This is a genomic window from Streptomyces clavuligerus, from assembly GCF_005519465.1.
GTDB lineage: Bacteria > Actinomycetota > Actinomycetes > Streptomycetales > Streptomycetaceae > Streptomyces > Streptomyces clavuligerus.
This window is the reverse complement of the sequence record NZ_CP027858.1, coordinates 6,339,596-6,352,549: the sequence shown is the minus strand read 5'-3', so window position 1 is coordinate 6,352,549 and position 12,954 is coordinate 6,339,596. Positions and strand designations below refer to the sequence as shown.

Here is a 12,954-nt window from a genome sequence, read left to right as displayed (position 1 = left end):
GGTCGCGTACGGGAGCGGGGCGGGACGTCGGGAGCTCAGGAGTCGGCGGTGAAGATGGTCTTCTTCTGCCTCTCGATGCCGTTCACCAATCCGTCCACGTCCTTCGGGTTGTTGATGAAGTCCTGAATGGCCGGAACCATAACGGTGGAGGAGAAGTCGGGCCGGGTGTCCCGGTCGAGGAACTGGGAGATCTGCCGGGCTCCGGAGACCAGTTCCACGGCCTTCTTCTGGAGCGGGGTGTACCGGGAGATGTCGGCCTGGTCGCTGACCGCGATGTTGTTGGGGTCACTGGCCAGATAGATGTCCTCGGCCTCACCGGTGGCCAGCCATCTCAGCAGGTCCTTGGCGCTCTCCATGGTCTTGTCGTTCTTGAGGCTCTTGGACTTCCCGGCCAGCAGGAAGCCGTCGACGGGGGCCTCGACCGCGTCCTGGCCGTGCTCGGGGGCGATCTCGGGAAAGGCGAAGAAGTCGAGGTCGTCGTGGTCCTCCCGGGGGAACTGGGCGCCGGGGTGCGGCAGTCCGAAGACGGCCATACCGGTCTCCCGCTTCTGGAGGCTGGTGGCGGCTTCCTGCCAGGTGCGGCCGTTGGCGCCGGGCTGGCAGTACGGCAGCAGGCTCCGCCAGGTGTCGAAGACGTTCTTGACCCGGTTGTCCGTCCACGCCTCCTCGCCCGCCATGAGGCGCTGATGGAACGCATAGCCGTTGCTGCGCATATTGATGTAGTCGAACGTGCCCATGGCGGGCCAGCCGTCCTTGTCGCAGAAGGCGATGGGGACGATGTCGTCCTTCTTCATCTGCTTCGCGAGGGCGATGTACTGGTCGAGTGTGCGGGGCGCGGTGTAGCCATGCTTCCGGAAGAGGCTCTTCCGGTGGAAGACGGCCCAGGGGTAGTAGTAGTACGGGGTGAGGTACTGTTTGCCGTCCGCGCCGGTGGACTGGGTCTTCAGCGCCTCGGAGAAGCCCTTGTAGTCACGCCACAGATCGCTGATGTCGTGCAACAGCCCTTTCTGGGCGAAGAACTGCATGCGGTAGCCCGCGAACCACATGAAGACATCGTCGGGGGTGCCCTGGAGATACCGGTTGATGTTCTCCTGGAAAGTGTTGTGGTCAACCGTGTTGACCTTGACCTTCCGCCCTTCCTCGGACTGTTTCCCATAGGCGGCGAAGGCGTCGGCGAACGCCTTCTTCGGCACCGGGTCGGAGGAGTTGGAGCCCAGGGTGACCGTCTTGCCGTCGCCCCCCGGACCACCACCGCAGGCGGTGAGCAGCGAGGGCAGGGCGACCGCCCCCGTGCCGGCCACCGCGCCGCGTAACAGGCCCCGTCGTGACATCCGATGACCTGTCACGCTTCCGGGTATTGCTGAGCCGTTGAACGATGACCGTGCCATGGTCCCTCCTCCGGGGTGCAACCCAACACAACTCAACGCAAGGATTGGATCTCACTCCGCCAGATCGGCCCCGTCAAGGGTCTCGGCAGGACATCGGCCAACCGTTACCGCATCTCTTCCAACAGACTCCAACAGGCTCTACCGTAAACGCTCGCCCCTGACACGTACACGCCTTCCCGTTCCATCCCTGCGAGTATGGAAGAAGGTTACGATGCGTCACCCTTCCCTCCCCCGGGCGCGCCGGAGAGTCATCGGAGCGCTGACGGCCGCCGTGCTCGGCGCCGGTGGACTCAGCGTCCCGGCGGCCACGGCGCTCCCCCAGGCCCCCGGGACCCCCGGCGCGGCGCCCCGGGCGGCCGTGCCGGAGCGGGCACCGGCGCTCCCCCCGGCCCCGGCGGCGGGCGCCGAGGCCCCGGCCGCGACCCCGCCGATGGGCTTCAACAACTGGAACTCCACCCACTGCCGGGCCGATTTCCATGAGGCCATGGTCAAGGGCATCGCCGATATCTTTGTGGCACGGGGACTCAAGGAAGCGGGATACACCTATGTGAACCTGGACGACTGCTGGGCGCTGCCGGAGCGGAACGCCGAGGGCAAACTCGTGCCGGACCCGGTGCGCTTCCCGAACGGCATCAAAGCGGTCGCCGACTATGTGCACGCCAAGGGGCTGAAATTCGGCATCTACACCAGTGCGGGGACCAAGACGTGCAACCGCGCCGGATTCCCCGGGGCCCTCGGTCACGAGTACAGCGACGCCCAGCAGTTCGCGGACTGGGGCGTGGACTATCTCAAGTACGACAACTGCAATAACCAGGGCGTGGACGCCAAACTCCGCTACACCACGATGCGCGACGCGCTCCGCGCGACCGGCCGCCCCATCGTCTACAGCATCTGCGAATGGGGTCAGAACAAGCCATGGGAGTGGGCGAAGGACGTCGGCCAGCTCTGGCGCACCACCGGTGACATCAGCGACAACTGGGGCTCCATGTTGTCGATCATGAAGAGGAATCTGCCGCTCGCCCCCTACGCGGGCCCCGGCCACTGGAACGACCCCGACATGCTGGAGGTCGGCAACGGCGGGATGACGGACACGGAGTACCGCTCCCACTTCTCCATGTGGTCGATCATGGCGGCACCGCTGCTGATCGGGGCCGATCTGCGCAAGGTTCCCGAGTCCACCTTCGAGATCCTGGGCAACCGCGAGGTGATCGCGGTCAACCAGGACCGGCTGGGCAAGCAGGGCACGGTCGTCTCCTCCGAGGGCGGACGCTGGGTGGTCGCCAAGGAGCTGGCGGACGGCAGCCGCGCCGTCGCGCTCTTCAACGAGAGTGCCCGGCCGCAGCGGATCGCCACCACCGCGCAGGCCGTGGGGCTGGCGCAGGCCACCGCGTACAAGGTCCGCGACCTGTGGCGGCACGGCAGCGCCCACACCGCGGGAACGCTGTCGGCGACGGTGCCCGCGCACGGCACGGTGCTGCTGAGGGTCGCCCCGGAGCGGGCCTGGGCCGTGCTGCCGCCGAGCATGGAACTGAGCGCCGAGGACAACGTCATGGCGGAGGCCACCAGCACCGGGCGGCTGACCACCGCCGTCACCGACCTGGGCCGCACCCCGGCGCTGAAGGTCGCGGCGGCGCTGACCGGCCCCCAGGGCTGGACCGTGCGGCCGACCTCCCCCACGGCACGGCGGGTGCTGAACGGTGGCCAGAAGCTCACCACGGGCTGGGAGTTCACCGTTCCGGCGGGCACCGCGCCCGGCTCCTACGGACTGACCCTGACGGTCACCCACCGTTCGATCACCGGCACCCGGCTCACCCACTCCGCGCCGGCGGCCGTGAGCGTGGTCGTCCCGCCGCCCGCCGGACGGTCCTACCTCAGCGACATCGGCTGGCTGAGCGCGGTCAACGGCTTCGGCCCGGTGGAGAAGGACCGCAGCAACGGCGAGAGCAAGGCCGGTGACGGCCGGCCCCTGACCATCGGCGGACAGGTCTTCGCCAAGGGGCTCGGGGCGCACGCGTCGAGCACGGTCGAGTACTACACGGGCGGCCGGTGCACCACCGTCAGCGCGCAGGTCGGGGTGGACGACGAGAAGGGGACCCGCGGCACGGTCGCCTTCGAGATCTGGGCCGACGGGGTCAAGGCCGCGTCCACCGGGGTGCTGACCAACGCCATGAACGCCCAGCCGCTCACGGCGGACGTCCGCGGCGCCAAGGCCGTACGGCTGGTGGTCACGGACGGCGGCGACGGCATCGACTCCGACCACGCCGACTGGGCGGATCTCGCCATCGGCTGCTGACCTCCGGCCGCACGCACCGCCCCGGACGCCGTCCCACGGGCCGTGGCCGAGGCCGCGCCGGGGAGTCGTCGGGTGTCGTCCGCCGCGCCCGCGCGGGGAGCGCCCCGGACGGCTCCCCGGCCGTCGCGCCCGCGCCCCCGGGTCGCCCCGGCCCCGGGCCACCGCGCCGCGCGGAATACGGCAGCGGCCCGGGGTGCTCAGGACGGCCGTCCGCCGACGACCGCCTCCGCCGTGCCCCTCCCGCCGAGCCGGGCGGCGGCGGCAGCGCCCACCAGCCCCGCGTCGGTGCCCGTCAGCGCGGGCACCACGGTCGTGTCCCGGACGAAGGAGAGCGTGGCGTACTCCCGCAGATGGCGCCGCAGCGGGGCGAACAGCACCTCGCCCGCCCGGGACACTCCCCCGCCGACCACCGCGGTCTCGATCTCCACCAGGGCGGCGGTCGCGGCGATCCCGGCAGCCAGCGCCTGGGCCGCCCGTTCGAACGAGGCCACCGCGACCGGGTCGCCCCGGTGGGCCGCCGCGGCCACGGCGGCGGCCGAGGTGTCGCCGTCCGGGCCCGGCCGCCAGCCGTTCGCCAGCGCCCGGCGGGCGATGCTGGGGCCGCTGGCCGTGCGCTCCACACAGCCGCGCCCCCCGCACGGACAGGGCTCGCCGTCGAGGTCGACGCTGATGTGGCCGATATGGCCCGCGTTCCCGGTGGGCCCGGCATGCACCCGGCCGTCCAGGACGAGTCCGCCGCCGACCCCCGTGGACACCACCAGACAGAGCGCGTTCCGGCAGCCGCGGGCCGCGCCCTGCCAGTGCTCGGCGGCGGCCATCGCGACCCCGTCGCCCACCAGTGTGACGGGCAGCCCGCCAACGCTCCGCGCGACCCGGGGGACGAGGGGGAAATCGCGCCACCCCGGCACGTTGACCGGGCTGACCGTGCCCGCCGACGCGTCCACCGGACCCGCGCTGCCGATGCCGACAGCGGTGACACGCGTCCACGGGAGGGACCCGGTCAGCTCGCCCAGCACCGCGTCCACGGCGGCCATCACCGTCTCGGCGTCCTCCTGGGCGGGGGTGGACCGCCGCGCACGCAGCAGGAGCCGTCCCCCGCCGTCCACCAGTGCACCCGCGATCTTGGTTCCGCCGATGTCCAGGGCGGCGACGAGGTCGTTGCGCATCGGTCTGGCATCCCCCGGTGAACTGGTCCTACCTACCTGACGGGAGAACAGTCTCCCCAGCCCTGACAACGTTGTCCAGGGCCTATGCTCATCGCTACTCCGCGCCGCTCGGCGCAGACACACCGGACCGGCGGCACCCGGATCAGCCGCACCCGGACGGGCGTCGCCCGGCCCCGGTGGCACCCGGGCCGGGACACGCGGACCGGCAGCACCTGGGACGGGCGGCACCGGACCGGCGACACCTGAGGGCAGGCGGGCGCCGGACCGGTGCACCGCCCCACCCACCCGACGAGACAGGACGACGCACTGTGGCCGACACCGTTCACCCCTCCCTCGCGTCCGGCCGGGGCTCCGGAGCACCGGAGCGCCCCTGGGGCAACCGGCCCACGATGAAGGACGTCGCCGCGCGGGCCGGGGTCGGCCTGAAGACCGTCTCCCGGGTGGTCAACGGCGAGCCCGGGGTCACCGCCGACACCGAACGCCGGGTCCAGGAGGCCATCGAGGCCCTGGGCTTCCGCCGCAACGACAGCGCGCGGGTGCTGCGCAAGGGCCGTACCGCGTCCGTCGGGCTGGTGCTCGAAGACCTCGCCGACCCGTTCTACGGCCCGCTGAGCCGCGCGGTGGAGGAGGTCGCCCGCGCGCACGGCGCCCTGCTCATCAACGGCTCCAGCGCCGAGGACCCGGAGCGGGAGCAGGAGTTGGCGCTCGCGCTGTGCGCCCGCCGCGTGGACGGGCTGATCGTGATCCCCGCCGGTCACGACCACCGCTATCTGGAGCCCGAGATACGCGCGGGGGTGGCGACCGTGTTCGTGGACCGGCCCGCCGGGCTGATCGACGCGGACACCGTCCTCTCCGACAGCTTCGGCGGGGCGCGGGCGGGCACGGCTCATCTGATCGCCCATGGCCACCGCCGGATCGGGTTCGTCGGCGACCGGCCCCGTATCCACACCGCCGCCGAGCGGCTGCGCGGCTACCGGGCGGCCATGGCCGACGCGGGGCTCCCCGTCGGCCCGTCCTGGGTCTCCCTGGGCCCGACCGCCCCGGAGCGGGTCCGGGACGCGGTCCGGGCCATGCTGACCGGCCCGGAGCCGGTGACGGCGGTCCTCGCGGGCAACAACCGTGTCACCGTGACGGCCGTACGGGTCCTCGCCGGGCCCCGGGCCGCGGCCGGGACGGGGCGTGAACACCCCGTCGCCCTGGTCGGCTTCGACGATCTGGACCTCGCCGACCTGCTGGGGATCACCGTCGTCGCCCAGGACGCGCGGGCCCTCGGGCGCACGGCGGCGGAGCAGTTGTTCCGGAGGCTCGACGGCGCGGGCGGCGAGCCGGTACGGGTGACACTGGCGACGGAACTCATCCCCCGGGGGTCGGGCGAGATCCCGCCACCGGCGGGCACCGCCTGAGCACACGGGCACAGCTCGACGCCCACCGCACGCGGCTCAGCGGGCCGGTGTGCCGCCGCGGGGTGCGGCGAAGGCACGCAGGCGGTCCGGGGCGAGACCGCACGCCACCGTGGTCTCGGCGGTGTCGAGGGCGCCGCACTCGATACCGCGCAGCAGGTGGGAGGCGAGCGCCCGGGCCGTGGCGGGCTCGTCCAGGACGGCCCCGCCCGCGCGCTCCGCGTAGCCGCCGAGCCGCCCGGCCGCCTCCGCGAACCCCGCCCGGTAGAAGGCGTAGACAGCGGCGTAACGGGTCGGGAGCTGCCCGGGGTGCATGTCCCACCCCTGGTAGTAGGCGCGGGCGAGAGCGCGGCGGACAAGTCCGTAGTGCAGCCGCCAGGCCGCGTGGACCTGCTCGGTGGTGCCGACGGGCAGGACGTTGGACGAGCCGTCGCAGACCCGGACGCCGGTGCCCGCGGCGGCCACCTGCATCACCGCCTTGGCGTGGTCGGCGGCGGGATGGTCGCTCGCCTGGTGGGCGGCGCTCACCCCGAGCGCCGCGCTGTAGTCGAAGGTGCCGTAGTGGAGCCCGGTGGCCCGGCCGTCCGCCGCGTCGATCATCCGGGCGACCGTGGCGGTGCCGTCGGCGGCGAGGATCGCCTGGCTGGTTTCGATCTGTATCTCGAAGCCGATCCGGCCCGGTTGGAGGCCGTGGGTCCGCTCGAAGGCTTCGAGCAGCCGGACGAACGCGGTGACCTGCTCGGCGTAGGAGACCTTCGGGAGGGTGAGGACGAGCCCCGGGGGCAGCGCCCCTCCGTGCTCCAACAACCCGGTGAGGAAGATGTCGAGGGTGCGGATGCCCCGGTCACGCACCGGGGCCTCCAGACAGGCCGCCCGGATGCCCGTGTACGGGGCGGCGGTGCCGTCCCGGTGCGCCCCGGCGAGCAGCCGGGCGGCCCGCGCCGCGTCGGCGTCCTCGGTGGCGCCGCCGCCGGTGTACCCGTCCTCGAAGTCGATCCGCAGATCCTCCACGGGTTCCCGGTCCAGCTTGGCCCGTACACGGGTGTACACCTGCTCGGCGAGACCGCCGGGGATGCCGAGCACGGCCGCGAAGGAGGCGGCGTCGGGGGCGTGTTCGTCGAGCGCGGCGAGTGCCCTGTCCCCCCAGGAGCGGAGGGTTCCGGCGGTGAGGGCGTCACCGGGGACGTAGACGGTGTGGACCGGGCGGCGGGTGCCGGGGTCACCCGGGTAGCGGCGGACGAGATCGGCGTCCACCGGGGCCAGCAGGGCGCCGATCTCGTCATGGACCGAGGGAGGGAGGCTGAGCGAGACCCCGGTACCGGCGTCAGCGGCCGTACCGGGGGCGGCGGCCCGTTCCCGCCCCCGTTCCCCTTTCTGCCTCTGCCTCTGGTCCTGCTCCTGCTCCTGCTCCTGCTCCGCCGGACGGGTCTTCCTCTGATGATCCGTCACCGCACCGACCTCCCGGTTTTCGCTGATCGGAATCTCAAATCCGGATGGCGAAGTTAACGGCGGCTCGGTCAGCGCGTCAACGGCGCCGAAGAGTCCGGGGCACCGGGAGGCGGTGCGGTGCGGCGACCCTGTCGCGGCTGGACGAGGTCAGTTCTTGCGGTGGTTGATGTCGTCGGTGAGTTGGGGCAGGACGGTGTGGAGGTCGCCGATGACGCCGTAGTCGACGAGGTCGAAGATCGGGGCTTCGGGGTCCTTGTTGATTGCGACGATGGTCTTCGAGGTCTGCATGCCCGCCCGGTGCTGGATCGCGCCGGAGATCCCGGACGCGATGTACAGCTGCGGTGACACGCTCTTGCCGGTCTGCCCGACCTGGTGGGAGTGCGGGTACCAGCCCGCATCGACCGCCGCCCGCGAGGCCCCCACCGCGGCGCCCAGCGCGTCCGCGAGTGCCTCGACGACCGCGAAGTTCTCCGCGCCGCCCACACCCCGCCCGCCGGAGACCACGACCGCCGCCTCCGTCAGCTCCGGACGCCCGCTCGCCTCCCGCCCCGCACACTCCACCACCCGCGCACACACCGCGGCCGGGGAGAACACCACATCCAGATTCTCCACCGCACCCGCCGCGGGAGCCGCCTCCACCGGCGCCGCGTTCGGCTTCACCACGATCACCGGCACCCCCCGCGTCACCCGCGACCGCGTCGTGAACGACGCCGCGAACACCGACTGCACCGCCACCGGCCCGCCGTCCGCGCCCACCTCCACATCCACCGCGTCCGTCACGATCCCCGAACCCGTCCGCACCGCCAGCCGCGCCGCGATCTCCCGGCCCTCACCCCCCGAGGACACCAGCACCGCCACCGGCACCCCCACCGCACCCACCGCCGCCGCCAGCGCGTCCACCTTCGGCACCACCAGGAACTCCCCGTACTCGGGCGCCTCCGACACCAGCACCCGCACCGCACCGTGCTCCCCCAGCACACCCGCCGCCCCCGCGGCACCCTCACCCGCCACCACCGCCACCGGATCACCCAGCCGCCGCGCCACCGTCAGCAGCTCCAGCGACGGCTTCGCCACCACACCACCGGCATGATCCACCCACACAACAACCTCAGCCACGACACACACTCCCAACCACGAAGAACCCGCAACACCGGACAACAACCACAGAAAAAGACCACACCGAAAACACCACCACCCACACCACCACCCACACCACCCACACCAGCACCAGCACCAGCACCGAAGACGGCACCGACGACACCACCACCGACGGGGGCGGGGACACCGGCACCGACAGGGACACCGGCAGCGGCGGAGGGGACGGAGGGCACGGAGGGGGAAGAGATAAGGGGGGTGTCAGATGAACTTGCGTCCGGCCAGGAACGCGGCCACCTTCAGCCCGCCGTCGCCCTCGTCGGTGACGATCTCGCCCTTCGTCCGCGCCGGGCGTTCCACCGCCTCCACCACCTCGGTGAACGCGCCCGCGAGCCCCACCCCGTCCGCGTCCAGGCCCAGATCGTCCAGATCCCACTCCACGACCGGCTTCTTCTTCGCCGCCATGATCCCCTTGAACGAGGGATACCGCGCCTCACCCGACTGGTCCGTCACCGACACCACCGCCGGCAGCGGCGCCTCCACCCGCTCACTGGCCCGGTCACCGTCCCGGCGCCCCGACACCGCACCACCCCCGGCGGACACCTCCGACAACAGCGTCACCTGCGGCACCCCCAGCCGCTCCGCCAGCACCGCCGGCAGCACCCCCATCGCCCCGTCCGTCGACGCCATCCCGCACAGCACCAGATCAAAACCCGCCTTCTCCACCGCAGCGGCCAGCACCAGCGACGTCCCCATCACATCCGACCCGTGCACACCCCCGTCCTCCACATGCACACCCCGGTCCGCCCCCATCCGCAGACCCTTCGACACCGCCTCCCGCGCATCCTCCGGACCCACCGTCAACACCGTGACATCCACCTCACCGTCCGAACCCTCCGCGATCCGCAGCGCCTGCTCCACCGCGTACTCGTCCAGCTCCGACAACAGACCGTCCACACCCTCCCGGTCCACCGTCCCATCCCCGGCAAACCGCCGCTCACCCGCCGCATCCGGCACATACTTCACACAGACAACAATCCTCAAGCTCACGGGGGCTCTCCTCCTCGCGGTGACCACTTCGATGTCTCCCGCCCCGGGCCCGGTCCTGTCCGGAGGCGGACAGCGGGCGGCACGGGGCCGGAAGGCGGGGTTCTCCGATCGGAACGACCGGGCTCCGAGCCGGATATTACTCGCCAGTACGTTTCCAACCTACCCCGTGAGCAAGCGCTTGGAACTGTGACCTTGCCGACGCCGGAGAACCACCGCCCACATGGCTCCACGAGCGGTCCGAGCACGCCTCGACCCCGAATCGGCGCCAGAAATGTACGACGTGACAAGAATCTCCCCCACCGGGGCCACCAGGACTGGTCAGAGCGGCGCACATGGGGCACGATCTGCGCAGTGCCGAAAACCTACGGCTGCGTAACTTCTACCGGGCGAACCCTCCCCGGGCACGACAGAAGGGTCCTCCCCTCCGATGGCAGACTTCGTCTACCGGCCGGTCGTCGGTCTTGCTCTCACCCTGTTCAAGGTGTGGGATCTGAAGATCGACACCAAGGGCTCGGAGAACATCCCGCGTACGGGCGGAGCCGTGCTCGTCAGCAACCACATCAGCTATCTGGACTTCATCTTCACCGGCCTGGCCGCTCTGCCGCAGAAGCGTCTGGTGCGCTTCATGGCCAAGGAGTCCGTCTTCCGGCACAAGATCTCCGGACCGCTGATGCGCGGGATGAAGCACATCCCGGTGGACCGCAAGCAGGGTGAGGCGGCGTACAAGCACGCGCTGGAGTCGCTGCGCGCGGGGGAGATCGTCGGCGTCTTCCCGGAGGCGACGATCTCGGAGTCGTTCACCCTGAAGTCGTTCAAGTCGGGTGCCGCCCGGCTGGCGCAGGAGGCCGGGGTGCCACTGATCCCGGTGGCCGTGTGGGGGACCCAGCGGCTGTGGACCAAGGGCCGTCCGCGCAATTTCAGCCGCAGCCACACCCCGGTGACCATCCGGGTGGGCGCGCCGGTGGAAGCGCCGAAGGACCAGTACGCGGGCGCCATCACCCGGCGGCTGCGCGAGCAGGTGCAGGGGCTCCTCGAAGACGCGCAGCGGGACTATCCGCAGCGGCCCGTGGGCGCCGGGGACTCCTGGTGGCTCCCCGCGCATCTGGGCGGTACGGCGCCCACCCCCGAGGAGCTGCGCGAACCCCGCTGACCACGGAACCAGCAGCGAACAGCGAGCGGCGGCCGACCGGGAGATCCGGTCGGCCGCCGCTCGTCCGTGTCCCTGCCCGAAGAGCAGGGCCCGGTGTCGCTGTGCCGCGGAGGGGCGCGGTGTCAGCCGCGCGCCATCTCCTCCTTCAGTGCCTGGATGAACGAGTCGACGTCGTCCTCCGTCGTGTCGAAGGAGCACATCCAGCGGACCTCACCGGCCGCCTCGTCCCAGAAGTAGAAGCGGAAGCGCTTCTGGAGCCGCACGCCGACATCGTGCGGCAGCCGTGCGAAAACGGCGTTGGCCTGGACCGGGTGCAGGATCTCGACACCGTCGACCTGGCGCACGCCCGTGGCGAGCCGCTGGGCCATGGCGTTGGCGTGCCGGGCGTTGCGCAGCCACAGGTCCTGCGCGAGCAGCGCCTCCAACTGCACCGATATGAAGCGCATCTTCGAGGCGAGCTGCATGGACAGCTTGCGCAGATGCTTCATATGGCTGACCGCGTCCGGGTTGAGGACGACGACCGCCTCGCCGAAGAGCATGCCGTTCTTGGTGCCGCCGAAGGTGATCACGTCGACCCCGACCGCGTTGGTGAAGGTGCGCATGGGGGTGTCGAGCGAGGCCGCCGCGTTGGCTATGCGGGCCCCGTCGAGATGGACCTTCATCCCCCGGGCGTGGGCGTGTTCCACGATGGCGCGGATCTCGGCCGGGGTGTAGACGGTGCCCAGCTCGGTGTTCTGGGTGATCGAGACGACCTGCGGCATCGCCCGGTGCTCGTCCTCCCAGCCCCATGCCTGCCGGTCGATCAGCTCGGGGGTGAGCTTGCCGTCGGGCGTGGGCACGGTGAGCAGCTTCAGCCCGCCCATCCGCTCGGGCGCGCCGCCCTCGTCCACGTTGATGTGGGCGGTCTCGGCGCAGACCACGGCTCCCCAGCGGTCGGTGAGCGCCTGGAGGGCGGTCACGTTGGCGCCGGTGCCGTTGAAGACGGGGAAGGCTTCGGCGGTGGGGCCGAAGTGGCTGTGGATCACCCGCTGGAGGTGGTCGGTGTACACGTCCTCGCCATAGGCGACCTGGTGGCCGTCGTTGGCGAGGGCGATGGCCGCGAGGACCTCCGGGTGTACGCCCGCGTAGTTGTCGCTGGCGAAACCGCGTACGGCGGGGTCGTGGCGGCGGCGGGCCGCCGTCGCGGCGTGCTTCACGGGTGGGGCGTCAGCCACAGGCGCTGTCCATTCACTTCCTCGGCGGGCCGGTCCCAGGCACCGGCGACGGCGTCGGCCAGGTCGGTGACATCGGTGAAGCCCGCGAACTTCGCGTTCGGGCGCTCGGCGCGCATGGCGTCGTGCACCAGAGCCTTGACCACGAGGATCGCAGCCCCGGCTCCCGGTCCGGTCTCGCCGCCCGCTTTGCGGAAGGAGTCGGCGAGGGCGAGCGTCCATGCCTCGGCCGCGGCCTTGGCGGCGGCGTAGGCGGCGTTGCCCGCGGTCGGCGAGCTGGCACCGGCGGCGCTGACCAGCAGATAGCGGCCCCGGTCGCTGCGGAGCAGCCCGTCGTGGAAGGCGAGTGAGGTGTGCTGCACGGTGCGGATCAGCAGCCGTTCCAGAACCTCCCAGTCGCCCAGTTCGGTGGTGGCGAACGAGGAGCTGCCGCGCCAGCCGCCGACGAGGTGGACCAGTCCGTCGACCCGGCCGAAGTCGCGCTCGGTCTTCTCCGCCCAGGCCCGGGTGGCGTCGAGGTCGAGCAGATCGACGGTGTCCCCGGTGACGGTGGCCCCGCCGTGCGCGTAGCGGGCGGCGTCGACCGCGGACGCCAGGCGCTCCGCGTCCGCGTCGGCCCCGACGACGGTGGCCCCGGCGTCCGCCAGGCGCAGCAGAGCCGCCTGTCCCGCCGGTCCCGCGGCGCCGGCGACCGCGATGACGGCGCCCTCCAGCGGGCCGCCCGAGTTCTTCATGGTCCCAGCCTCCTTGGT

General features: G+C 71.7%; 10 protein-coding genes. 3 read left to right on the top strand and 7 right to left on the bottom strand.

Features of this window, described 5'->3' with window-relative positions; genetic code table 11:
• Window positions 1-35 precede the first annotated feature (35 nt).
• Complete coding sequence (locus CRV15_RS26720) at window positions 36-1,331, bottom strand: ABC transporter substrate-binding protein (protein ID WP_003959418.1); 1,296 nt, start codon at window positions 1,329-1,331, stop codon at window positions 36-38.
• 268 nt (window positions 1,332-1,599) lie between these two features.
• Here CRV15_RS26720 and CRV15_RS26715 point away from each other — a divergent pair, with 268 nt between their 5' ends.
• A complete protein-coding gene (locus tag CRV15_RS26715; protein WP_003959419.1) occupies window positions 1,600-3,681 on the top strand; it encodes an NPCBM/NEW2 domain-containing protein in 2,082 nt (693 codons plus the stop codon).
• Window positions 3,682-3,878: 197 nt separating this feature from the next.
• Here the strand turns inward: CRV15_RS26715 and CRV15_RS26710 are convergent, their stop codons facing one another.
• On the bottom strand, window positions 3,879-4,847 hold the full coding sequence (locus CRV15_RS26710) for an ROK family protein (RefSeq protein ID WP_003959420.1): 969 nt from the start codon (window positions 4,845-4,847) through the stop codon (window positions 3,879-3,881).
• Between the two features lie 389 nt (window positions 4,848-5,236).
• On the opposite strand from CRV15_RS26710, the gene CRV15_RS26705 reads away from it, so the two are divergent.
• The gene (locus CRV15_RS26705; protein WP_063646033.1) at window positions 5,237-6,250 is read left to right on the top strand and encodes a LacI family DNA-binding transcriptional regulator; all 1,014 of its coding nucleotides are present in this window, start codon (window positions 5,237-5,239) and stop codon (window positions 6,248-6,250) included.
• 36 nt (window positions 6,251-6,286) lie between these two features.
• Here CRV15_RS26705 and CRV15_RS26700 read toward each other — a convergent pair whose 3' ends face one another.
• The 3 genes from CRV15_RS26700 to CRV15_RS26685 all read right to left on the bottom strand — a co-directional run bounded on the left by CRV15_RS26700 (window position 6,287) and on the right by CRV15_RS26685 (window position 9,841).
• A complete protein-coding gene (locus CRV15_RS26700; protein WP_044972305.1) occupies window positions 6,287-7,522 on the bottom strand; it encodes a DUF6986 family protein in 1,236 nt (411 codons plus the stop codon).
• A 321-nt stretch (window positions 7,523-7,843) separates the two neighbouring features.
• A complete protein-coding gene (locus CRV15_RS26695) occupies window positions 7,844-8,812 on the bottom strand; it encodes an electron transfer flavoprotein subunit alpha/FixB family protein (RefSeq protein WP_003958548.1) in 969 nt (322 codons plus the stop codon).
• 240 nt (window positions 8,813-9,052) lie between these two features.
• Complete coding sequence (locus CRV15_RS26685) at window positions 9,053-9,841, bottom strand: electron transfer flavoprotein subunit beta/FixA family protein (protein ID WP_003958546.1); 789 nt, start codon at window positions 9,839-9,841, stop codon at window positions 9,053-9,055.
• Window positions 9,842-10,268: 427 nt separating this feature from the next.
• Between CRV15_RS26685 and CRV15_RS26680 the strand changes: the two genes are divergently transcribed.
• Complete coding sequence (locus CRV15_RS26680) at window positions 10,269-10,991, top strand: lysophospholipid acyltransferase family protein (RefSeq protein WP_003958545.1); 723 nt, start codon at window positions 10,269-10,271, stop codon at window positions 10,989-10,991.
• 122 nt (window positions 10,992-11,113) lie between these two features.
• On the opposite strand, the gene CRV15_RS26675 is transcribed toward CRV15_RS26680, so the two are convergent.
• Both CRV15_RS26675 and CRV15_RS26670 read right to left on the bottom strand, forming a co-directional pair.
• Complete coding sequence (locus CRV15_RS26675) at window positions 11,114-12,205, bottom strand: threonine aldolase family protein (RefSeq protein ID WP_009995256.1); 1,092 nt, start codon at window positions 12,203-12,205, stop codon at window positions 11,114-11,116.
• A complete protein-coding gene (locus CRV15_RS26670) occupies window positions 12,184-12,936 on the bottom strand; it encodes an SDR family NAD(P)-dependent oxidoreductase (RefSeq protein ID WP_003959425.1) in 753 nt (250 codons plus the stop codon). The genes CRV15_RS26675 and CRV15_RS26670 overlap by 22 nt, the downstream gene beginning before the upstream one ends.
• Between the last annotated feature and the right edge of the window lie 18 nt (window positions 12,937-12,954).

Excerpts from the sequence above, each read along its gene's own strand:
- CRV15_RS26715 (WP_003959419.1), top strand. The coding sequence starts at position 1,600 with ATGCGTCACCCTTCCCTCCCCCGGGCGCGCCGGAGAGTCATCGGAGCG.
- CRV15_RS26670 (WP_003959425.1), bottom strand. The coding sequence starts at position 12,936 with ATGAAGAACTCGGGCGGCCCGCTGGAGGGCGCCGTCATCGCGGTCGCC.
- CRV15_RS26720 (WP_003959418.1), bottom strand. The coding sequence starts at position 1,331 with ATGTCACGACGGGGCCTGTTACGCGGCGCGGTGGCCGGCACGGGGGCG.
- CRV15_RS26680 (WP_003958545.1), top strand. The coding sequence starts at position 10,269 with ATGGCAGACTTCGTCTACCGGCCGGTCGTCGGTCTTGCTCTCACCCTG.
- CRV15_RS26710 (WP_003959420.1), bottom strand. The coding sequence starts at position 4,847 with ATGCGCAACGACCTCGTCGCCGCCCTGGACATCGGCGGAACCAAGATC.
- CRV15_RS26705 (WP_063646033.1), top strand. The coding sequence starts at position 5,237 with ATGAAGGACGTCGCCGCGCGGGCCGGGGTCGGCCTGAAGACCGTCTCC.